The organism is Klebsiella sp. HMSC09D12, from assembly GCF_001808475.1.
Classification (GTDB): Bacteria; Pseudomonadota; Gammaproteobacteria; order Enterobacterales; family Enterobacteriaceae; genus Klebsiella; species Klebsiella oxytoca.
In genome coordinates this window covers 288,806-310,754 of sequence record NZ_KV793483.1, presented here as the reverse complement: position 1 = coordinate 310,754, position 21,949 = coordinate 288,806, and the positions used below count along the sequence as shown (strand labels likewise).

Sequence of the window (21,949 nt, the reverse complement as noted above, 5' to 3'; positions counted from 1 at the left end):
CGCTGACCGGGCTACGGGTTCTCCGCCATCTGCGGGCCGGTAGCCCTGACAGGCGCGTCAAGCGCCGCCTCCGGGGAAACAACCTGCGATGCAGTTACAGAATATCCCTCCCCATTTTCATCCATTTTCCTGCCAGAAGTGATCTCGCTTGCAATGTGAGATAAATCCTTGCCGTCAGGCGACATCTGCAACGTTTCAGAGTTGTTAAAACTCGTATTGTGTTCTAGAAACAAATTGTAACATCCTGATTACCCTACCTGTGGAACACAATGATGAATAATTCAGGGAAATACCTCATCTGGACACTGCTCTCCGTTATCGGAGCCTTTGCCCTGGGCTATATCGCGCTAAACCGGGGTGAGCAGATTAACGCGCTATGGATTGTCGTCGCGGCAGTCTGCGTCTATCTGATCGCCTATCGCTTCTACGGCCTGTATATCGCCAAAAACGTGCTGGCGGTTGACCCGACGCGCATGACTCCGGCGGTGCGTCACAACGACGGCCTTGACTACGTTCCGACCGATAAGAAAGTGCTGTTCGGCCACCATTTTGCCGCTATTGCCGGCGCTGGGCCGCTGGTTGGCCCGGTGCTGGCGGCGCAAATGGGCTATCTGCCGGGAATGATCTGGATCCTGGCGGGCGTGGTGCTGGCCGGGGCGGTACAGGACTTTATGGTGCTGTTCGTCTCAACCCGTCGCGACGGACGTTCGCTCGGCGAGCTGGTGAAAGAGGAGATGGGCCCGACCGCCGGGGTGCTGGCGCTGGTGGCCTGCTTTATGATCATGGTTATTATCCTTGCGGTGCTGGCGATGATCGTGGTGAAAGCGCTGACCCACAGCCCGTGGGGCACCTACACCGTGGCCTTCACCATCCCGCTGGCGATATTCATGGGCATTTATATTCGCTATCTGCGCCCCGGGCGCATTGGCGAAGTGTCGGTGATTGGTCTGGTGATGCTGGTGTTCGCCATCATCTCCGGCGGCTGGGTGGCGGAAAGCCCGACCTGGGCGCCGTGGTTTGATTACACCGGCGTACAGCTTACCTGGATTCTGGTGGGCTACGGGTTTATCGCCGCCGTACTGCCGGTCTGGCTGCTGCTGGCGCCTCGCGACTACCTCTCTACTTTCCTGAAAATCGGCACCATCGTCGGTCTGGCGATTGGGATTCTGATCATGCGTCCGACGCTGACGATGCCGGCGCTGACCAAATTTATCGATGGCACCGGGCCGGTATGGAGCGGCAGCCTGTTCCCGTTCTTGTTTATCACCATCGCCTGCGGCGCGGTTTCCGGCTTCCATGCCCTGATCGCTTCCGGCACCACCCCGAAAATGCTGGCCAACGAAGGCCAGGCGTGTTTTATCGGCTACGGCGGCATGCTGATGGAGTCCTTCGTAGCGATCATGGCGCTGGTGGCGGCCTGTATTATCGACCCGGGCGTCTACTTCGCGATGAACAGCCCAATGGCGGTGCTGGCTCCGGCGGGCGTGAGCGATGTGGTGGCGTCGGCGGCGCAGGTGGTGAGTAGCTGGGGCTTTACCGTCACCCCGGATACGCTCAATCAGATCGCCAATGAGGTAGGGGAACAGTCGATTATTTCACGCGCGGGCGGCGCGCCGACGCTGGCGGTGGGCATGGCCTATATCCTCCACGGTTCGCTGGGCGGCCTGATGGACGTCTCTTTCTGGTACCACTTCGCGATTCTGTTTGAGGCGCTGTTTATCCTGACCGCGGTGGATGCCGGCACGCGGGCGGCGCGCTTTATGCTGCAGGATCTGCTTGGGGTGATCAGCCCGGGGCTCAAGCAAACCAGCTCCCTGCCGGCGAACCTTCTTGCGACCGCGCTGTGCGTGCTGGCCTGGGGCTACTTCCTGCATCAGGGTGTAGTTGACCCACTTGGCGGCATCAACACCCTCTGGCCGCTGTTTGGTATTGCCAACCAGATGCTGGCAGGGATGGCGCTGATGCTCTGCGCGGTGGTACTGTTTAAGATGAAGCGCCAGCGTTATGCCTGGGTCGCACTGCTGCCAACCTCCTGGCTGCTGATCTGTACCCTGACCGCGGGCTGGCAGAAGTCGTTCAGCACCGATACCAAAGTGGGCTTCCTGGCGATTGCCAACAAGTTCCAGGCGATGATTGACAGCGGCAATATTCCGCCGCAGTACACCGAGTCGCAGCTGGCGCAACTGGTGTTTAACAACCGTCTGGATGCCGGGCTGACCATCTTCTTCATGGTGGTGGTGGTGGTTCTGGCGCTGTTCTCAATTAAGACCGCGCTGGCGGCGCTGAAAGAGGACAAACCGACGGCGAAAGAGACCCCTTACCAGGCGATGCCAGCTGATGCTGAAAGCCTGGTCACCCAGGCGAAACGCGCCCATTAAAGCGTCATTTTATTGCCCTCCTTCATGAGAAGGAGGGCGGTTAGCGGAGTTGGAAATGTTTGATACCCTTTCGAAAGCAGGAAAATATCTGGGCCAGGCGGCGAAGATGATGATCGGCGTCCCGGATTACGACAACTACGTGGAGCACATCCGCGTGACCCACCCCGAGCAAACGCCGATGACCTACGAAGAGTTTTTCCGCGAACGTCAGGACGCACGCTACGGCGGTAAAGGCGGCGCGAAGTGCTGTTAACCCTCTTTCGGCAGATACAGGCTGATCTGCTCCTGCGTACAACCGTAAATGGCCGCCAGCTTTTCGCGAGTGCGCTTTTGCGGGCGGGAGTCGATAGCTTCTAGCTGGGAAACCGCAGACTGGCTAATCCCGAGCTTATTGGCCACCTCCTGCTGCGACAGGCCGCGCAGAATGCGCCAGGCCGCCTGCAGGCTGACTTTCTCTTTATCCATGATGTCGCAGACGTCACCCGGCAGCATCACGTTGTCGTAGATATCGTGTTCTACCGGAATATCTTCAAGATCGGCTTCCGTTTCATCATCCAGCTCGGCTAGCTGCAAACACATCTGGAAGTATTCGTCGTAGGGGATCACCGCGTACTGCGCTTTCCCTTCATCATCCTTAATTATCTGAACAGCCATATGGCATATTCTCCTCATGCAAATAGGTTGTTGAGGTTCTGCGCTTAACGGACACGATAAACAGGTCGTTCAGCGTCAGCCCCTGACGTGTGAAAATGATCCGATAATCCCCTACCCGAAGACGGTAATGATTCTCTGGTTTAGATAACTTTCTGACATCGGGCCGAGGAGCCGTACGGTCACCTAAATCCGCTAGCCTGCTTTTGATTCTCTGCTGATAGCGATAATCGATATTTGCCAGTTCCTTTTTTGCCACTTTTGACCAGATGAGCATGCTATGTACCTCCACTGTACACCTCAGTTGAACATAAGAAAATAATAAGTTTATAAGATAAGTTTGTTATTTTCTTATGAGGGTACCCTAACGCAGAATCGTCATCTGGCGAAGGCAGAAACATCGGCTTTGCGAGGCGGCTCGAAAGCGCCTCCGCCGGGCGGCAGAGGCGAATAAAACGGGGATTAACTGGCGAAACGTTCGACTTTTTCAAACGCGGCGCGCAGGGTTTCTCCGTTCAGTTCAACCGGCAGAAAATGGATAGACTCCACCGGGCGCAGGGTATGGGCAATCACCTTATTCAGCTGTTCGCGGTTATTGATATCCACCTCCAGCGCCGCCAGGGTGGTTGGCAGATTAAAGCGCTGATACGCCTGCACCAGCTGCGCCAGCACGTCGTCCTGGCCGAGCAGGGCGCTCTGGACCAGAATACCGTAGGCGACTTTGGTCCCGTGAAGATACTTCTCGGTCTGCGGCAGTACCGTCAGCCCGTTATGCACTGCATGGGCGGCGGCGACGCGGGTATAGCGCTCGCCGAGCCCGCCGACCATACCGCCGCCGGCGATGATCGCATCCACGACGTCGCGGAAAGCCTGGGTTAGCTCGCCGCGTTGCTGGTCGGCCAGCGCGGTTTCGCTGCTTTCCAGCAGTACATCGCGGATGGCCAGCGCGCCGTTGATGCCAAGGCGCACGGTGAGCGGCAGCGTCTCCGGCTGCGGGGCCAGCACTACCGCTTCATACCATTTCGCCAGCGTATCGCCGATGCCCGCCAGCAGATATTCCGCCGGCGCGTTAAGAATAATGCGCGGCTCCACCAGTACCAGAAAGTTGGCATCGTCGAAGATTTCAAACTGCAGCGCCTGACCGGCATCGTTATACCACACCGACAGCGGCGTCCAGGCCGCGCAGGTGGCGGCGATGGTGGGGATAGCCACCACCGGCAGGCCGAGGCGTCGGGCCAGCGCCTTCGCGGTATCCAGCAGCGCGCCGCCGCCTACGCCAATCACCACCGACCGATCGTCGCCGGACGCGCGGGCCAGCTCGCTGACGTCGCTTTCGCTACAGTGGCCTTTAAAGAGGATTTTTTTGGCTCCGGGAGCGTTAAACGCTGCCGGCAAAAAAGCCTGGGCGCCTGCGATAGCCCGCTCGCCGTAAACCCACACCGCGCGTGAAAGCTGTTCTTCGCTATAAAAATCCTGCAGCCGGGCAAGGCTGCCGGGATGGGAATAGTAGTTGGCGGGGCCGGGGACCACGCGGATATCGCTATGACTCATTCATGCTGTCCTTGTTCTGTTTCGCTAACCCGATGTTATGTCTGGACATCCAGATGGCTAATATTATTTCGCTTTATCTTATGCCTTTTATGCATTTGTCAGTCAAGGGCAGCTATGAAAAATTCGTTAAATCAGAAGATTAATCGACAGGGTGCAGGGGATGACCGGCAATCGCCTTGAGATGCAAAATATTAGCCTGGCCTTTTCCGGCTTTCGGGCGCTCAGCAACGTGGCTTTTACCCTGCAAGGGGGCTCGGTGCATGCGCTGACCGGCGCTAACGGCGCAGGCAAGTCCACGCTAATGGCGGTGCTGTGCGGCACCCACGCCCATTACGAAGGCGAGGTGGTGATTAACAACCAGCCGGTGAGCATTCGCTCGCCGCGCGATGCTAAACAGCTGGGGATTCATCTGGTGCAGCAGGAGGTCGACGTGGCGCTGGTTCCGGGCCTGAGCATCGCGGAAAACATCATGCTCGACAGGCTGGCGGAACCGGGGCTCGCCTTCCGCTGGGGACGGCTGCGCCAGCTGGCGCGCGAGGCGCTGGCTCAGCTTGACGTCAGCCTCGATGTGCGCCGCTCCATCGACAGCTGCACGCTGGCGGAAAAACAGCAAATCCTGCTGGCTCGCGCCCTGTCGCATCACTGCCGCTTTCTTATCCTCGATGAGCCAACCGCGCCGCTGGACCAAAACGAAAGCGAGCGCCTGTTTGCGGTGGTTCGCCGCCTGCAACAGCAGGGCCTTGGCATTGTGTTTATCTCGCACCGCATTCATGAATTAAAAGCCGTTTGCGACACCCTGACGGTGCTGCGCGACGGCCGACTGATTGAGAGCGGGCCGATGGCCGATCTCAGCGGCGAACAGATCGTCGAGAGAATGCTCGGTCATGAGCTGAGCGATATCTTCCCGCCGAAGCGGCCGCCCCATAGCGATGAGGTGCTGCTAAAGGTGGAAGGGCTGCACGACGAAGGGTTATTGCAGGATATCTCCCTGCGTTTGCGCAAGGGAGAGATTCTGGGGATCGCCGGACTGGCGGGCGCCGGCAAAACCGAACTGTGCAAGGCGCTGTTTGGCGCCAGCAAAAGTCGTTTGACGCGCGGCGAACTGAATAGTCAGCCGTGGCGACCGCGTGACCCGGCGGACTCGGTAGCGCGCGGCCTGGCGCTGGTGCCGGAAGAGCGGCGCAAGGAGGGCATTTTTATCGAGGAGCCGGTGGCGATGAATCTGGCGGTCAGCGCCGATAGCAGCTTCTCCCGCTGGAGCCTGTTTGGCCATCGTCAGGCCTGGCGCTGGGCGGAAGAGGTGATTGCCCGCGTAGGCATTCGGACTTCAGGCCCGGCGCAGAGCCTGCGCCGGCTCTCCGGCGGTAATCAGCAAAAGGTAGCGATTGGCAAATGGCTGCGCGGCAACGCCAACGTCCTGATTTTCGATGAGCCGACCAAAGGGGTCGACGTCAAAGCCAAAACGGATTTATTCAATGTGATCGACGGCCTGGCGCGGGAAGGCAAAGGGGTGATTTACGCCTCGGGCGAATTCGCCGAGCTGGTCGGCCTGTGCGATCGCATCTGCGTGCTGTGGGACGGACGCATCGTGGCGGAAATTGCGGGCGCGGAGGCCCGGGAAGAAAACATTCTTTATTACTCCACCGGAGGAGCAGCAGCGTGAGTAAAGCCCTGGCAGTTAACGCGGCGGTTTCTGGCCGTCAGCGATTTTTCGATTTTCTCTACAAATGGGGCATGTTGCTGACCGTCGTCCTGCTGATCGCTGTTTTTGGTCTGGCATCGGACAACTTCCTCGACCCGTTTAACATCATCAATATCCTGCGATCTATCGCCATCGTGACGGTGATCGCTATCGGCGTATCGATATCCCTGACCATCGGCGGCTTCGATTTGTCCGTAGGCTCCACCGCCTCGCTGGCCAATGCGCTGGTGATTTCGCTGTTTGTCTGGCACGGCTTCGGCACCACCGAGGCAATTCTTGTCACCCTCGCGCTCTGTACCTTAGTGGGGCTGTTCAACGCGTTTCTGATCGTGATCCTGCGTATACCTGACATGCTGGCGACGCTTGCCAGCCTGTTCGTGATTCAGGGCGTGGCGATGACTTACAGCTACGGCGGGTCGATCACCGAAAATATGGTGCTGCCGAGCGGCGATATGGCGGAAGGCGCGATTCCGGCGGCGTTTGGTTCGCTCGGACAGGTGCCGACGATAGTCATCATTATGCTGGTGGTGACCGTTGTCGCCCAGCTGGCGCTCTCCTTGACCACTCACGGCCGGCGGATGTACGCCATCGGCGGCAATCCGGAAGCGGCGCGCCTCTCGGGTCTGCGGATCACTCGATACAAAGTTGCCGCTTACGTGATTGCCTCCCTGCTGGCGGGGCTCGGCGGCATTCTGCTGGCGTCGCGCATCGGCTCATCGCAGGTGAACGCCGGCGGCGGCTATCTGATGGATGCGGTGGCGGCGGCGTGGATTGGCTTCTCGCTGGCCGGTTCCGGTAAGCCGAACGCGCTCGGTACGCTGGTGGGGGCGGTCATTTTAGGCGTGCTCTCCAACGGCCTGGTGATGCTCTCAGTACCGTATTACGCGATGGACATTATTAAAGGGCTGGTGCTGGCTGGCGCGCTCGCACTGACCTATTTTCAGCGCCGTACCTAAAATTTTACAGGGTAAACACTATGAAAAAGATAACGCGTTCACTCATCGCGCTGGGATTGTTTAACGCGACGGCAGCTTTTGCTGAAACCCCGGCGCCGCTTCCGACAGCGATCGCCGACCATAGCGGGCCGATTCGCATTGCGGTGATCCGCAACCTGGGCTCCGACGATAACACCACCCAGTTTGTCTCCGGAGCGGTCCAGGAGGGCAAAAAGCTCGGCTTTAAAATCAGTACCTTCCTCAGCAACGGTGATGACGCCAAATTCCAGGACTTCGTTAACCAGGCGATTAGCCAGAAATACGACGGCATTATCCTTTCTCAGGGGCGCGATCCCTACGCCACTGCGCTGGTGAAAAAAGCGGTGGACGCCGGGATCAAAGTCTCGGTCTTCGATACCGCGGTAAACGGCCAGATCCCGGGCGTCACCGTCACCCAGCAGGATGACGCTTCCCTGACCGAACTCTCCTTTGGCCAGCTGGTGAAAGATTTCAACGGCAAAGCCAATATCGTCAAACTGTGGGTTGCAGGCTTCCCGCCGATGGAGCGTCGCCAGGCGGCCTACCAGACGCTGCTTAAACAAAATCCCGGCATCAAAGAGCTGGAATCGATCGGCGCCGTCTCATCCGATGTGCAGGGCGATACGGCCAACAAGGTTGGCGCGATCTTAGCGAAATACCCGAAAGGTAAAATTGATGCTATCTGGGGAACCTGGGACGCGTTCAGCCAGGGCGCTTATAAAGCGCTGAAAGAGAACGGTCGCAGCGAGATCAAACTCTACAGCATCGATATTTCTAACCAGGATCTGCAGCTGATGCGCGAATCCGGCAGTCCGTGGAAGGTGAGCGTAGCGGTGGATCCGAAGCTTATCGGCGCCACTAACGTGCGTCTGATCGCCAATAAGATTGCCGGCGAACCAACCCCCGCAACCTACGACTTTAAAGCGGCGGCGATTCCGCAGGCGCTGCTGGCGGCGCAGCCGGGAGCGGTCAACGTCGCTTCGCTGGGTAAAATTATTCCAGGCTGGGGCCAGACTGAAGACTTTATCGCCCCGTGGTTTGCCACTCTCGAAGCGAAAAACAAATAATAGCGTCCGGCGGCTGTCAGGTACCCTCTGCCAGCGGTAGAAGGGAACCAGCGCTGCCCGGCAACAGGAGGTTATGTGGCTGAATTACCGCGCCCGGAATACAGCCGCAATATGCGGCTGATTGGACATAGCGATCAGGGAGGACGCCCGGACGGCGTCCAGCTGATGGTACATCGGGGTTATGCCTATATTGGCCATATGGTATCGCAGGGCTTTTCCGTAGTGGACGTACGTGACGCGAAAAGTCCGCGAACGGTCAATTACATCGCCGCGCCACCCGGTACCTGGAACGTCCATTTACAGGCGCACGACGATCTGCTGCTGGTGATCAACGCCCGGGATCTGTTCGCCGATGCCCGCTTCGCCGACGAGAAGGTTTATTACACCCGTTCGGTGGGCGAGACAGTCAGCGACGTACGGGAGAAGGGCTGGAGCGCCGGGCTGCGGATTTTTGATATCTCCACCCCGGATAAACCGCAAGAGATCGCCTTTCTGTCGCTTAACGGCATCGGTATTCACCGAATCTGGTACGTCGGCGGGCGCTGGGCCTACGTTTCCGCGCTGATTGACGGCTTTAGCGACTATATTTTCCTGACTATCGACCTGGCCGATCCGCGTAAGCCGGAAGTTGCCGGGCGCTGGTGGCTGCCGGGGATGAACCAGGCGGCGGGGGAGACCGCGCAGTGGCCGGAAGGTAAGCGCTATGCCCTGCATCACGCGATTATCGCCGGCGACACCGCCTACGGCAGCTGGCGCGACGGCGGCCTGACCCTGCTCGATGTGCAGGATCGCTCTCAGCCGAAGCTAATCAGCCACCGTAACTGGAGCCCGCCGTTTGGCGGCGGTACCCACACCGCGCTGCCGCTCCCGGACCGGGATCTGCTGGTGGTGCTTGATGAGGCGGTACTGGATAACCAGCAGGATGGGGAGAAGCTGATCTGGCTGTTCGACATTCGCGAGCCGACAAATCCGGTGAGTATCGCCACTTTCCCGCAGCCGGATGAAGCTGATTACGTGGCGAAAGGTGCGCACTTCGGTCCACATAACCTGCATGAGAATCGCCCCGGCAGCTTTGTCAGCTCAACGCTGATTTTCGCCACTTATCAGAACGCGGGCGTTCGCGCTTACGATATTTCCAACCCTTATCGGCCGGTGGAAACCGGGGCGCTGGTGCCCGCCGCGCCGGCGAAAATGATGGATACCCGCCCCGGTCGTCCGCGGGTGATCCAGTCCTGCGATGTGTTCGTCGACGCTCAGGGAATAATCTACAGCACCGACTATAACGGCGGGCTGTCGGTGATTGAGTATCTGGGGTAGGGGATGGTGGGTTGTTGCCTTCCCGGGTCGCGGCGCAAACGCCTTAACCGGGCTACAGACGGTGGTGCCCCCGTAGCCCGGACAGATGCGAAGCATCGCCTCCGGGGAAAGAGGCCAATACCCGGAGGCGGCGCCTGACGCGCCTGTCCGGGCTACCGGCCCACAGACGGCGGTGCACTCGTAGCACGGCTAAGCGCAGCGCGAGCCGGGAAAGGCTGGACGGAGATTCAACCGTACTGGCGAATTCGCGCAATCAGCTCATCCACGCTGTCGATGCGATCGGCAATCACAATCAGCGCTTTACCCAGGGTGATGGCGTGGCGCAGGCATTCATGACGCATGGCTTCGTCCGGGATAGCGTCGATATCCGCCACGTGCGATAGCCCGACGCTGCGGCGAATCAGCTCGGTGCCGCAGAAGCCCACCGCGTCGGCCCACACTTTTTTCAGAAACGCGGAGGCATAGCCGGGGCAGGCCAGCGCCACGTCGCGGGATTTCTCCGCCGCCAGCGCCTGGAAACGCTCGGCAAAGGTGGTCCAGAACTGCTGTATATCGTTGAGGCGCTGTTCGCGAGCGGCGGCGGCATCGCGAATGCCCAGATGCCCCGGCAGACCGCAGTAGTTGAGCAGCAGGTTGCCGATGGCGGTGCCGATATCGAAGCCAATCGGGCCGAAAAAACCGAACTCGGCGTCGATGGCCTTAAAGCTGCCTTCGGCGACGAAAATTGAGCCGCTATGAATATCGCCATGCAGTAACGCTTCGGCATGGGAGAAGAACCGGTGTTTGAGCGCGGCCACCGCCAGCTTCAGCTGGGTATCTTCTCGCAGGGCGGCGACGTCGGTTTCCAGCGCGGTTGGATAGCTGTTGCGCTCATGAACCTGATACGGATCGTTAAAGAACAGATCCTCGGTGATTTCGCACATCTCGGGGTTGATAAATTGCGCCACCTGGGCCTTTTTCTCGTGAGGATGCAGATAAAAGTCGCTGGTGTGGAACAGCGCCTGGGCCAGGTATTCCCCCAGCTGGCTGGCGGCGCGCGGGTAGTAAACGTTGTTAATCAGCTCGCCGCGCCAGATGCGATGATCGGAAAGATCTTCCATCACCATCACCGCCAGCTCGGGATCGAAATGCACAATCCGCACCGTGTGCTGCGGGCAGTGCTGATGGTGAGCCACCAGGGTTTGCGCCTCAAGGCGCGCGCGGTCAAGGGTCAGCGGCCAGGACTCTCCTACGCAGCGCACGTAGGGCAGCGCCTGCTTAACGATAATCCGGCTCACGCCCTCGGTATCAAAAATTTTAAACACCAGGTTGAGGTTGCCATCGCCCACTTCCTGCGCGGACACCAGTTCTGTCGGATTATCGATACCGCCAAATTGTTGGGCGTAAGCCACCGCATCGCTGGCCGTGAAAGTATGGTATTGCGACATTGCCTCGATCCTCAAAATTCTGATTAAGCCGTTCAGACGTCTATACTTCTGGATTTCATCCTGACACAATGTGATACAACAACGCAACAGGGATTTAACTAAATGCAGACACTACAGACCACCAGCCTGCGGGTAAGCGAAAATCAGCTCTTTATTCTTGACCAGCAGGCCTTACCGCAGGAAAAACGCTGGCTGGCGGCGGATAACGTCGAATTGCTGGTGGACCATATTCACGCCCTGCGGGTACGCGGCGCGCCGTTGATTGGCCTGTCCGCCAGCCTGCTGCTGGCGCTGCTGGCGCGGCGCGGTCTGACCCGCGATGCGCTATCTGAGGCGCTGGAGACGCTGCGCGCCGCGCGTCCAACGGCGGTGAACCTGATGAATAATCTGGATCGCATGAAGCTGGCGCTGGCGAAGGAGCACTATCCGCAGGCGCTGGAAGCGGAAGCGCTGCGCCTGGTCGCCGAGGATAAACAGCTTTGCGCCAGCATCGCCGAGGCGGGCAGCGCGCTGGTGACGCCGGGTAGCCGCCTGTTGACCCACTGCAATACCGGCGGCTTGGCGACGGCGGGCGTCGGCACAGCGCTGGGGGTGATTGCGCTGGCGCATCAGCAGGGGAAAGTGGCAAATGTCTGGGTGGATGAAACGCGCCCTCTGTTGCAGGGCGGGCGCCTGACCGCCTGGGAGCTGGGTGAGCTGGGGGTGCCGTATCGGCTGATTACCGATTCGATGGCCGCCAGCCTGATGGCGCAGGGCCAGGTCGACGCGGTTTGGGTGGGCGCTGACCGTATTGCCGCCAACGGCGACGTAGCCAATAAAATCGGCACCTATTCGCTGGCGGTTCTGGCAAAATATCACCAGATCCCGTTTTACGTAGCCGCGCCGCAAACTACCCTGGATCGCCATTGCCCGAACGGCGCGGCGATCCCGATTGAGCAGCGGGCAGCCGCCGAAGTCACCGGCGTCGCCGGCAGCTTTGGCGCGGTGCAGTGGGCGCCGAAAGAGGCTGCGGTTTACAATCCCGCGTTCGACGTCACGCCCGCAACGTTAGTCAGCGGCTGGGTGCTGGATAGCGGCGTGGTCACCCCGGAGCAGGTCGCCGCCGGGGCGTTCAAACCAGAAAAAGCCTGAACCTGAGCCAAAAAGCGAAGCGACCGCCAAAGCTTCGCCTTCTACTTATTTATGGCAGCACCATCTCCACCGCCGGAGCGGACTGCGGATCGATATTGCGGCCCAGCGCGGTCAGCGCCGCCTGGTAAGGGCACAGCGTCCCGACATCGGTCGTCTGGCAGCCCGCCTGACGCCACTCCTGGCGCAGCAGCGGATGCTGGCTATCCGGCGTTTGCAGGCGGCGCAAATCGTCCAGACTTTGCGCCTGGAAGTAGACGCGCAGGTAGCGCTGACCGCTGCGGGTATCGCGCCAGCGTTCCAGCACCAGGCTGCTGCCCGGCGGGATATTGCCGCGGCTGTACCCTGGCAGCTGCCAGCTAAAGTCCATTAACGTCCGCACCATGGCGATATTCGTATCGTGCGCCACCAGCAGCAGCCAGCGCACGTTCGGCGCGGCGCTCTCTTTTACCCCTTCAAGCATGGCGTTGAGCAGAATCGAGCCGCGTTTTTGCGCGGTATAAAACACATCGTTGCTCAGATCGTAGTTCTCCGTCAGCAGCGGCAACAGGGCGGTTATCTGGCTGGAACGGGTAATATGGCCCCACGCCAGCTGGCTGAGAGGCAGGTTCTCGCTCCACCCCAGACGCAGCGTCTCAACCATATTGGCCATCACGCTCAGCCCGCTAATCGAGGTTTTGCCGCTTTTGCTCTGCTCCACCTGCCACGGTAGATCAAACACCGGGCAGGGCTTATCGGGTACGCAGACCGCGTTTTTCAGCAGCTGAATTGCCGGAGCCAGCGCCTGCCGACGCTGCGCCAGATCGCCGGCCTTCTTCTTCACTTCCGCCAGCTGGCGGGCGGGATCGGTTTGCGTGGCGGCAAATTTGTCGGTCTGAAACAGCGGATCCGCGTCGCCGCTGACGTGATGAATCATTACGCCGCAGCCGGGAAAGGCGCCGTCCACCAGCGCCTGGGCGGTGGCCCGCGTACGCTGCAGGGGGCTGGCGCGAACATAAATCTCACCGCTCGCCGGGCAGCCTGCCGTCAATAGCCCCAGCTGGCGAAAGCGCGCGCCCTCATCGCGCCCCTTATTGACGACGGCGGCATAGCCGTGGCCGGTCAGCTCGCCGTCGTGGGTGGTCCACTGCGTCCACGGACGCTGGGTCGCGGCTTCGATGGCCTCCCGGTTGCCCTCCGTCGGCGGACGAATGCCGTGGCGGCTGAGTTCAACCACTTTTTCCAGCGCATACTGCGTGGCGGCATGGCCCGGTGCGGCCAGCAGCGGCAGAGCGCAGGTAAGCAGCAGGCGTAGCAAAACCTGATGTCGTACAGGCATCATAAAATCTTCCTTATAAGTTAAAAGGTTATGACGAGAATGAGGTCTGACGTTCTATCGCGTGTCGCCTGGCGACAATCGCAGCGGTGGTAAAACAGAATAGCGCGGACACGAGGCCGGTGCCTACCCAAAACAGCGACAGCGTACTGAAGTCATATAGCGTTTTGCCGTTTTCGATCATCGAGGTTTTATCGATGATGATGCCGGTGAGAAACTCGCCGAGTCCCGCCCCCGCGTAGCTGGCGATACCGATAGTGCCGAGCGCGGCGCCCGCGGCTTTACGCGATGAAATATCGACCGCGATCAGTCCGCCAAGGAAGCAGGTCAACGCTCCGATGGTGGCGCCGAAGATAATCATCGCCAGAATATCGGTGTAGTAGCCGTGCGGCGACCAGAGCATCAGCGCGAAGCCGGCGGTGTTGAGCAGGCTGATAAACCCGGCCATCACGCTGCGGTTACGCGGGAAAAAGCGGTCGGAGAGCATCCCGGCGATAATGGTTCCGGCAATACCCGCGATAGCGTTGACCCCGATAATCCCGGACGCTTCGAGAGTAGAGTAGGCTTTATCCTGTTCCAGAAAGAAGATCCCCCACGAGTTCACCGCGTAACGGTCGATATACATAAACGCCGAGGCCAGGGCCAGCGTCCACAGGGCCGGGTTACGCAGCGCCAGCAGCTGGTTTTTAAATACCGAGCCGCGGGCTTCCGTCTCCTCCTGCGGTTCATCGCGAATGACGTTGATGGGCGGGAAGCCGCAGCTTTGCGGCGAGTCACGCATAAACAACAGCATCAGCACCACCCCGGCGGCGCCGAGCGCGGCGGTCGACAGGTAGCCCATCTGCCAGCCGAATCCGGCAATCACCGCGGCGATCACCATATAGGTCATCGCTTCGCCGATGTTATGCGCCGTCGACCAGATCGCGTAAAAAGTGCCTCGTTCTTTACAGCCGTACCAGCGCGCCAGCGATACCACGCACGGGCCAACGCCCATCGACTGCGCCCAGCCGTTAATCCCCCAGAAGATTGCCAGCAGCATGGCGTTGCTGGTCATCCCCATCATCAGGTTCATTCCGGCGCTTAGCAGTAGCCCGAGGCTCATGTAGCGCACTACGTTGGCATGATCGGCAATAAAGCCGTTGACCAGCTTGCCGATGGCGTAGCTGAAAAATAGCGTTGAGCCGATCATGCCCAGCTCCGTTGGGGTTATGCCGAGTTCCACCAGCGCGCTTTTGGCGACGGTGAACGATAGCCGGCAAACGTAGAACGTGACGTACGCCAGGGTCATGGTGATAAAGGTTTGCCAGCGCACGCTGCGAAAGCGCCGCTCATCGAACTCTCCGCCCGCTTTGGGCGGCGAAGCGCGAAAAAATGCGATAATTCTTCCAGACATAATGGTATCTCCGAAGGTCGGAGGCCTGACTGATTAGTGTGGTTCGTCCGTGAGGTTTATCGTCGTTGTGTAGAGTACATAATCAGATAAAGCCTGACCCGATACGGTTAAGGTAATGGGTGACAAAGCATGTTTTTTAATTGTGGGTAGAGCGTCTTGCTGGCCAGCAGCAGCGGGTTGCCGTGACGAATCCCGTCGTTTGCCAGATAATCGTTGCTAAGGCCGCCCGCTTCGCGCATCAGCACCAGCCCCGGCAGCCCGTCCCAGGGGTTCATATGCGGTTCGTAGTAGCCGATAAGCCTGCCTGCCGCCGCCCAGGCGCTCATCAGCGCTCCGGAGCCGTTGCGGATAAACATCCCGCCGTCGCTCAGCAGCGCATCGAGGAAGGGCAGAAAGAGCGCAGGCGTCACGCGGTGCGAGGTGCCGACGCCCATCACTCCCTCTTTGACCGTCGCACCCGGATGCGGCGCGACAGGCGCATCGTTAAGCCATGCGCCCTGGCCTTTCAGGGCGTGGAACAGCTCGCGATGGTTGGGGTCGTACACCACGCCGATAACCGGTTCCCCGTCGGCGACGATAGCCAGCGACAGGCACCAGGTATGCAGGCCGTTAAGAAAACAGCTGGTGCCGTCGATAGGATCGACAACCCACAGGACGCGGGCGTCCGGCATCTGCGTTCCGCTCTCTTCGCCGAGAAAGCCGTCCTGCGGGAAGGCGTCCATAATGCGCTGCTTCACAAACGCTTCGACCTGTTTATCGGCGACGCTGACCACGTCCTGCAGGTCATCGCCTTTATGATCCACCGCCAGCCGGTCGCGCTGCTGATAGAATTCGAACGCCAGTTCCGCGCCGGCCTGCGCCAGCTCGCAGGCCAGGCGGTAGCGGGCCTGCAGTTCATGTAATTCCAGTGATTTCATCGTAACTCCCTATTTTGCACACGTGTGCAATTTGCCTGAAAAAAACAGCCCCGAAGGGCAAAATGAGTGTGGATGGATTAAAAAAATTATTCTGTGATCGCTCCGGCATAAAATGAATTTTTCATTTTGTACTTTGACGAACGATCAGTTTCACCGGCACTTCACGATGGCGTGACGGCAGACTGAATTTGGCGATCCGCGTGACCAGCAGATCCACCGCATGGTGGGCGAGCAGGGCAGTATTTTGCTGCACGGTAGTCAGCTGATAGGGCTGCCAGTCCGCCTGCGGGATATCATCGAAGCCGATAATAGCGGGTAGCGAAGCGGCGGGGTTGTCTGCCCGCAGACCGTCCAGGGCGCCGAGCGCCAGCATATCGGTGGCGCAGAAGAGCGCCTGCAGCTGCGGATGTGCGGCAAGCAGCTGTCTGGCGGCGGCAAATCCCGCCTGATAGCCGCTGCTGTCGCAGAAGTGCGCGGCGATCTCCATGCCCTGGCTATGGGCAACAAACGCTTCGTAGCGCTGGCGGGTGCTGAAGTTATCCAGACTTTCGCCGATAAACCCGGCCTGGCGCCACTGGCGCTGAGTACACAGGTCGGCGACCAGCTTCGCGCCCTGCGCGTTGTCGCTGCACACGCGATCGCAGCCGGCCAGGTCGGCGTGGCGGTTGATAAGGGTGACCGGGATTTTTCGCTCCAGATACTCCTCCGCCAGCGACAGCGGCGGCGCCCCGGAGGTAATAATGACGCCTGCGACGTGATAGCTCAGCAACTGTCTGAGCGACGGGGCGAGCTGCTGCGGATCGTCGGCGTTCATCAGCAGCGGCATAAAACCGTTGAGCGCCAGCTGGTGGACCAGCGGCGACAGCAGCTTACTGCGGAACGGGTTATCAAATCCGGCGGTGACGATGCCGATAAAGTTGCTACTGCCGGTGTTCATCGTGCGGGCGATGATATTCACCTGATAACCCAGCGTTTCCGCCGCGGCGAGAACCTTCTGGCGGGTTTTTTCCGCCACCGACGCGCCGGGGGTAAAGGTGCGGGAAACTGCGGAACGGGAGACGCCAGCGAGCCGGGCAACGTCCTCTGCCTTAATCCATTTTTTTTCGCTCATAGTATCAGGGTACGGGTTGTCCTCAGTGAGCCCGCGCCGACGCAGGAGCCCATCGTCGGCACGGAAAAAGTAGTAAGAAGGTACCACATAAATCCTCCGGCGAGCAGCGGGTTGACGCGGCACAGGTACCGCGCCAACGTCAGGCTTATGCCGGATAGCGAATCTGCTCCGCCTGGCGCTGCAAAATGATCTTACCGTGACGAATGGAGGTCAGCACTTTTGCCTGGCGGCGCAGCGCGTCATAGTCGTTTTCCGCATCGAGGATCAGCAGGTTCGCCGGGCGCCCTTCGGCAATACCGTAGTTATCGCCGAGGCACAGCGTGCGGGCGCTGTTATCGGTAATCAGATCGAGGCAGCGCTGCAAATCTTCGTATCCCAGCATATGGCAGATATGCAGCCCGGCGTCGAGAATGTGCATGATGTTACCGTTGCCCAGCGGGTACCACGGGTCCTGAATGGAGTCCTGGGCGAAGCAGACGTTGATCCCGGCGCGGTCCAGCTCCGCCACCCGCGTCACGCCGCGGCGTTTCGGCCAACTGTCGAAGCGCCCCTGCAGGTGAATGCTTTCGGTCGGGCAGGAGATAAAGTTGATGCCCGACGCTTTGAGCAGGCGGAACAGCTTCGAGCAGTAGGCATTATCGTAAGAACCCATAGCGCAGGTATGGCTGGCGGTGACCTGCGCGCCCATGCCGCGCACCCGGGCCTCTTCCGCCAGCACCTCCAGAAAGCGCGACTGCGGATCGTCGGTTTCATCGCAATGCACGTCCACCAGGCAGCCGTGGCGCTGGGCCAGGTCCATCAGAAAAACCAGCGAGCTGACGCCCTTATCGCGGGTGTTTTCGTAGTGCGGGATACCGCCCACCACGTCGGCGCCCATTTCGATGGCGCGGGTCATCAGCTCGCGTCCGCCGGGGAAGGACTCAATGCCCTCCTGCGGGAAGGCGACGATCTGCAGATCGATAAGATGAGCCGCCTCCTTTTTCACCCTCAGCATTGCCTCAAGGGCGGTCAGGGAAGGGTCGGTAACATCAATGTGGGTACGCACGTGCTGCACGCCGTTGTCGCGCAGCATGCCGATGGTTTTCAGCGCCCGCTGGCGGGTATCTTCGACGGTGACGCTCGCTTTACGCTGGCTCCAGCGGGCGATGCCCTCAAACAGGGTACCGCTCATATTCCACTCCGGCTCGCCCGCCGTCAGGGTGGCATCGAGATGAATATGCGGCTCGACGAACGGCGGGATCGCCAGCTTTTGCTCTGCGTCGATATCGTCGGCGTCAGCCGTCTGCACGGCGGTCTGCGCGGTGATGCTCTTAAACAGACCGTCCTCTAGCTCAAGGGTATAAAGCGCTTCTTGCTGGCGCAGACGCGCGTTGATAATTTTCATGGTTGTTCCCGTAAATGGTTTTGCGACATACGCCAGATCGCCAGGGCGACCGAGGCGTTGAGATGAAACTGCGGGTGGCTGACCGGATAGCGGGTCAGCTTTTCAATGCGTTGGATACGCTGATGCAGCGTGTTGCGGTGGATACCCAGCCGCTCGGCGGCCCGGACCACGTTGCCGCTCTCCTGAAGCAGCGTTTCCAGCGTCTCCATCAGCAGCCATGGGCTTTTGCGATCGGGTTCGATCAGACAGCCGAGGGTATCGTGCATAAAATCGCTCAGTAGCCCTGGGTCGCCGACGGCGGAGAGCAGCTTGATAAAGCCCAATTGCTGGTAGTCGCTGATGCGCTGGGCCGGACGCAGGCTATCGCTGAGGTCCAGCGCCTGACGGGCCTGCGACAGCGCGCGCTGATATTCCTGTAGCTGCTGCACCGGCGCCGAAAGGCCGCACAGCAGCGATAGCCCGTCGTCGCCCTCCGCCAGCGCATGCAGCCACGTCTGGAGCCACGTTTTCTGCTGATAAAACTCGCCCTCTTCATCCGGCAGCAGGAAGAGAAACATATTGCCGCGCTCGACCAGCGGAAAAGGATTGCCCTGCTGATTGAGCTGCTGCTGCAGGCGCTGGCGTACGGTGCGGCGGGCCTGCTGCAGCCAGGCCTCGGCCTGCTCCGGCGGAAACTGACGAAACAGGCGCTGGATACCTTCCAGCCGCAGCGCCGCTACCCGCAGCGGCCGGGTAAAGTCCAGCTGCTGGTGGAGCGCGCGCTGATGCAGAATTTGCAGGTCGGGAAAGTCGCCGGTTAACAGCTGCAGCAGAATATCGCGCTGCGATTGCAGGGCGTTTTCGCTGCGCACCAGCGCGGTACCGATGCGTTCGGTCACGATCACCATCTTCAGCAGATAGGGCTGTTCGATCAGCGGTATGCCCAGTTCATCGGCCAGCGCAATCAGGCGCGGCGGGATCGCCTGAATGTACGCATCGCCGGTGAGGATCACCATCCCGGCAATCCCGCGCTGCTTGCCCTCCATCAGCAAATGGATCAGGTTGTCTTCATCGCGGGGATGGTTGATCCCGGTGATGAACACCAGCTCCCCGCCCATAATCCATTCGGCGATATTTTCATTTTCCGCCACGTAGTACCAGCGCACCGCCAGCTGTAGCCCCTGCTTACCGGCGCGCAGGCGCATGGCGGAAAGCCCATCAAGGGCGAGGATTTCGCTCACCGTCAGACTCATGACTACTGTTCCACGACGGAATCAGCGGCGGGCTGGCGTTTGCTCAGACGAGTCAGCGCGATATAGACCAGCGCGGAAACGGTGATACCGACCAGCGGGGCGATCCACGGCGAGAGGTAGGCCACCACCGCGCCCACGGCGTAGGCGCTAAGCCCCAGCCAGTTAAAACGCGGCAAACGGGTGGTGTGCAGCAGCGGGTAGCGGCCGCCGCGATAAAACCAGTAGTCGGCGAGGATCACGCCGCCGATGGGGGGAATGATGCTGCCCAGCAGCACCAGGAAAGGAATCAGCATTTCATACATACCGCCAATGGCCAGCAGAATGCCGACCCCGGCGGCGACTACGGTCAGGGTGCGGCGACGCTCGCTGCGCAGCAGATGGCAGGCCGCCGCCGAGACGTTATAAATCGTCGGCCCCTGAATGGTCAGCAGATTGAGGCACAGCATCACCACCGCGGCGACCGACAGCCCCTGCAAAATCAGCACTTCCACGATATCAGCCTGCTGGTAAACGATGGCGCACCAGGCGCCGGCGATAATCATTAGCCCGTTGCCGATCAGGAAGCTACTCATGCTGGCGACGATGGCGGTACGGCTGGAGTTGGCCAGCCGCGTCCAGTTGGTCGCCTGGGTCGCGCCGCTGGCAAAGGTGCCGAATACCATGGTGATGGCCGCAGACCAGCTCATGGTTTCGCCGGGTTCGATTTGGGTCATCGCCTGCCAGCCGCCGGCGTGATGGGCGGCAAGGTACATCGACACCACCAGCAGAATAAACATCAGCGGCACCGATACGCGCGACAGCGCATCCAGCCCCTTGTAGCCCACCAGCGCGGTGACGCAAAACAGGATACCGAACAGGATCATCAGCGGAGTCGTCAGCGCCTCAGGAAGGGCGAGGATTTTGACCAGCGAGATGGCGACCGTCGCCGTACCCCAGGCGTACCATCCCAGCTCGGCGAAACCGAGGATAAAATCGGCGAGCTTGCTGCCGATTTCCCCGAAGCAAAAACGCCCCATCAGCACGGTATTTAACCCGCTGCGCGCGGCAATCCAGCCGAGCGACGCGGCGTACAGAGCCAGCAGAAAGTTACCGATTACCGCAATCCACAGCAGGTTAACGATGGAGAAAGAGACGCCCAGCTTGCCGCCCGCGAACATGGTGCCGGTGAAAAAGGTAAAGCTGAACAGAACCATCGAGATGGAAAATACGCCCTTGCGCCCGGAAGCGGGCGCTTCGACGAGTGGAAAATCATTGCTGTTTGACATGGTGGAACCTCTGAGTGGCTATCCGAATAGCGATGGCTGATGGGTAGCAAGAGGTATGCCAAAAAAATCAAGGCAGGCATAACACAAGAGGGTGGGCAATCTGCACATAAAATCGTATTTCTCGGTCGTCGATTGCCATCAATCTGTGCACAGTGCCATGTTTTGCACCATCGCGGGGCGCGGGGGTTGGCTACGGTAGCCGCATAAATACCGGGCGGAGGCTGGCGCCTCACCCGCCCTGAAAGACCGTGCCGAATTGACAAATGATGTCAATTTTGCGCCTTTTCCCGCTGGAACGATTAGCCATCTTTTTAACACTCCGCAGCCGGTAATTTTGGCGTCATGAAAATGTGTAGTTGTATTGTTGTTAAAAATCGTAATTACATATGCATTTCTGATATAACCATTCTCAATGTAAGTCTTTCCTGAAATATTGTTCGCTTACGTCGGCGGTGTTAGTATCGGGTAAATAGCCATTTAGACGGCTAAATACAACATCGCTAAACTAAGGAACTGCTATGTGGCAAGAAAGACTCGCGCAACTGGTCACCACCTGTCATTGGATTGGTGCGAAAGGTTGGGCGCCCGCTACCGGCGGCAATATGTCGGTGCGTCAGGATGAGACCTGGTGCTGGCTGAGCGAGTCGGGGCGCGATAAAGGTAGCCTGACGACGGAGGATTTCCTGCAGGTGGAGATCGCCAGCAATAAAGCGCCTTCCGGGCGTAAACCCTCAGCTGAAACCGGCCTGCATACCCTGGTGTATCGCCTGTTCCCGGAAGCGAATGTCGTACTGCATGTGCATACCGTCAACGCGACCGTGCTGTCGCGGATTGAAAAAAGCGCCACCCTGGCGCTACAGGGTTATGAGATGCAGAAAACCCTGGCCGGCCAGCACAGCCATCTTGATACCGTGCCGGTCGCCATTTTTGATAACGACCAGGATATCGACGCCCTGGCGGCGCGCATTGAAGATTATGCGCAGACCCACCCGCTGCGCTACGGCTTCCTGCTGCGCGGCCACGGCCTGACCTGCTGGGGCAAAGATATTCCCGAAGCCCGTCGCCAGCTGGAAGGACTGGAGTTTCTTTTCGAATGCGAGCTGATGCGCCGCCGCTACGAGCGCGACTAAATTTCCC

General features: G+C 59.7%; 20 protein-coding genes. 8 read left to right on the top strand and 12 right to left on the bottom strand.

What is annotated here, in order from left to right; genetic code table 11:
• Nucleotides 1-11: 11 nt before the first annotated feature.
• Entirely contained in the window at nucleotides 12-233 is a 222-nt protein-coding gene (locus HMPREF3178_RS16515) for a hypothetical protein (RefSeq protein ID WP_017146379.1), read from the bottom strand.
• A gap of 39 nt (nucleotides 234-272) precedes the next feature.
• On the opposite strand from HMPREF3178_RS16515, the gene cstA reads away from it, so the two are divergent.
• Together cstA and HMPREF3178_RS16505 are read left to right on the top strand one after the other, a co-directional pair.
• Nucleotides 273-2,378, top strand: coding sequence for a pyruvate/proton symporter CstA (gene cstA, locus HMPREF3178_RS16510; protein ID WP_016809302.1), 2,106 nt, complete (start codon nucleotides 273-275; stop codon nucleotides 2,376-2,378).
• A gap of 55 nt (nucleotides 2,379-2,433) precedes the next feature.
• Nucleotides 2,434-2,631, top strand: a complete 198-nt coding sequence (locus HMPREF3178_RS16505) for a YbdD/YjiX family protein (protein ID WP_004100083.1) — start codon at nucleotides 2,434-2,436, stop codon at nucleotides 2,629-2,631.
• On the opposite strand, the gene HMPREF3178_RS16500 is transcribed toward HMPREF3178_RS16505, so the two are convergent.
• From HMPREF3178_RS16500 to HMPREF3178_RS16495, 3 genes are all read right to left on the bottom strand, one after another.
• Nucleotides 2,628-3,032 (bottom strand): helix-turn-helix domain-containing protein, encoded by a 405-nt coding sequence (locus HMPREF3178_RS16500; protein WP_004100084.1) that lies wholly within the window; start codon nucleotides 3,030-3,032, stop codon nucleotides 2,628-2,630. The two genes, HMPREF3178_RS16505 and HMPREF3178_RS16500, sit on opposite strands and share 4 nt — an antisense overlap.
• Entirely contained in the window at nucleotides 3,013-3,306 is a 294-nt protein-coding gene (locus HMPREF3178_RS30045) for a type II toxin-antitoxin system RelE family toxin (RefSeq protein ID WP_004100085.1), read from the bottom strand. Before HMPREF3178_RS30045 ends, HMPREF3178_RS16500 begins: the two co-directional genes overlap by 20 nt.
• 185 nt (nucleotides 3,307-3,491) lie before the next feature.
• Nucleotides 3,492-4,580 (bottom strand): oxidoreductase, encoded by a 1,089-nt coding sequence (locus HMPREF3178_RS16495; protein ID WP_016809301.1) that lies wholly within the window; start codon nucleotides 4,578-4,580, stop codon nucleotides 3,492-3,494.
• A 160-nt stretch (nucleotides 4,581-4,740) separates the two neighbouring features.
• Between HMPREF3178_RS16495 and HMPREF3178_RS16490 the strand changes: the two genes are divergently transcribed.
• The 4 genes from HMPREF3178_RS16490 (at nucleotide 4,741) to HMPREF3178_RS16475 (ending at nucleotide 9,640) form a co-directional block, all read left to right on the top strand.
• Nucleotides 4,741-6,243, top strand: a complete 1,503-nt coding sequence (locus tag HMPREF3178_RS16490) for a sugar ABC transporter ATP-binding protein (protein ID WP_017146378.1) — start codon at nucleotides 4,741-4,743, stop codon at nucleotides 6,241-6,243.
• Nucleotides 6,240-7,238, top strand: coding sequence for an ABC transporter permease (locus tag HMPREF3178_RS16485; RefSeq protein ID WP_004100091.1), 999 nt, complete (start codon nucleotides 6,240-6,242; stop codon nucleotides 7,236-7,238). The genes HMPREF3178_RS16490 and HMPREF3178_RS16485 overlap by 4 nt, the downstream gene beginning before the upstream one ends.
• Nucleotides 7,239-7,258: 20 nt before the next feature.
• Nucleotides 7,259-8,323 (top strand): sugar ABC transporter substrate-binding protein, encoded by a 1,065-nt coding sequence (locus HMPREF3178_RS16480; RefSeq protein ID WP_017146377.1) that lies wholly within the window; start codon nucleotides 7,259-7,261, stop codon nucleotides 8,321-8,323.
• Nucleotides 8,324-8,398: 75 nt separating this feature from the next.
• Nucleotides 8,399-9,640 carry an LVIVD repeat-containing protein gene (locus HMPREF3178_RS16475; RefSeq protein ID WP_017146376.1) on the top strand — a complete coding sequence of 414 codons (1,242 nt, stop codon included), beginning with the start codon at nucleotides 8,399-8,401 and terminating at the stop codon, nucleotides 9,638-9,640.
• A 227-nt stretch (nucleotides 9,641-9,867) separates the two neighbouring features.
• On the opposite strand, the gene mtnK is transcribed toward HMPREF3178_RS16475, so the two are convergent.
• Nucleotides 9,868-11,067, bottom strand: coding sequence for an S-methyl-5-thioribose kinase (gene mtnK / locus HMPREF3178_RS16470; RefSeq protein WP_017146375.1), 1,200 nt, complete (start codon nucleotides 11,065-11,067; stop codon nucleotides 9,868-9,870).
• A 102-nt stretch (nucleotides 11,068-11,169) separates the two neighbouring features.
• Between mtnK and mtnA the strand changes: the two genes are divergently transcribed.
• Nucleotides 11,170-12,198, top strand: a complete 1,029-nt coding sequence (mtnA, locus tag HMPREF3178_RS16465; RefSeq protein ID WP_016808895.1) for an S-methyl-5-thioribose-1-phosphate isomerase — start codon at nucleotides 11,170-11,172, stop codon at nucleotides 12,196-12,198.
• Nucleotides 12,199-12,247: 49 nt separating this feature from the next.
• On the opposite strand, the gene HMPREF3178_RS16460 is transcribed toward mtnA, so the two are convergent.
• The 7 genes from HMPREF3178_RS16460 to codB form a co-directional block, all read right to left on the bottom strand.
• Complete coding sequence (locus HMPREF3178_RS16460) at nucleotides 12,248-13,516, bottom strand: histidine-type phosphatase (protein WP_017146374.1); 1,269 nt, start codon at nucleotides 13,514-13,516, stop codon at nucleotides 12,248-12,250.
• 25 nt (nucleotides 13,517-13,541) lie between these two features.
• Nucleotides 13,542-14,903: an MFS transporter gene (locus HMPREF3178_RS16455; RefSeq protein ID WP_004100101.1), complete on the bottom strand. Its 1,362-nt coding sequence runs from the start codon at nucleotides 14,901-14,903 to the stop codon at nucleotides 13,542-13,544.
• A gap of 107 nt (nucleotides 14,904-15,010) precedes the next feature.
• Nucleotides 15,011-15,820 (bottom strand): inositol monophosphatase family protein, encoded by an 810-nt coding sequence (locus tag HMPREF3178_RS16450; protein ID WP_004100102.1) that lies wholly within the window; start codon nucleotides 15,818-15,820, stop codon nucleotides 15,011-15,013.
• Nucleotides 15,821-15,941: 121 nt separating this feature from the next.
• Nucleotides 15,942-16,931 (bottom strand): LacI family DNA-binding transcriptional regulator, encoded by a 990-nt coding sequence (locus HMPREF3178_RS16445; RefSeq protein ID WP_029496856.1) that lies wholly within the window; start codon nucleotides 16,929-16,931, stop codon nucleotides 15,942-15,944.
• 145 nt (nucleotides 16,932-17,076) lie between these two features.
• Nucleotides 17,077-18,315, bottom strand: coding sequence for a cytosine deaminase (gene codA, locus HMPREF3178_RS16440; protein WP_017146371.1), 1,239 nt, complete (start codon nucleotides 18,313-18,315; stop codon nucleotides 17,077-17,079).
• Nucleotides 18,312-19,547: a PucR family transcriptional regulator gene (locus HMPREF3178_RS16435; protein WP_017146370.1), complete on the bottom strand. Its 1,236-nt coding sequence runs from the start codon at nucleotides 19,545-19,547 to the stop codon at nucleotides 18,312-18,314. The genes codA and HMPREF3178_RS16435 overlap by 4 nt, the downstream gene beginning before the upstream one ends.
• Before the next feature lie 2 nt (nucleotides 19,548-19,549).
• Nucleotides 19,550-20,812, bottom strand: coding sequence for a cytosine permease (gene codB, locus HMPREF3178_RS16430; protein WP_004100109.1), 1,263 nt, complete (start codon nucleotides 20,810-20,812; stop codon nucleotides 19,550-19,552).
• A gap of 518 nt (nucleotides 20,813-21,330) precedes the next feature.
• On the opposite strand from codB, the gene HMPREF3178_RS16425 reads away from it, so the two are divergent.
• On the top strand, nucleotides 21,331-21,942 hold the full coding sequence (locus HMPREF3178_RS16425) for a methylthioribulose 1-phosphate dehydratase (RefSeq protein WP_004111298.1): 612 nt from the start codon (nucleotides 21,331-21,333) through the stop codon (nucleotides 21,940-21,942).
• Nucleotides 21,943-21,949 lie beyond the last annotated feature (7 nt).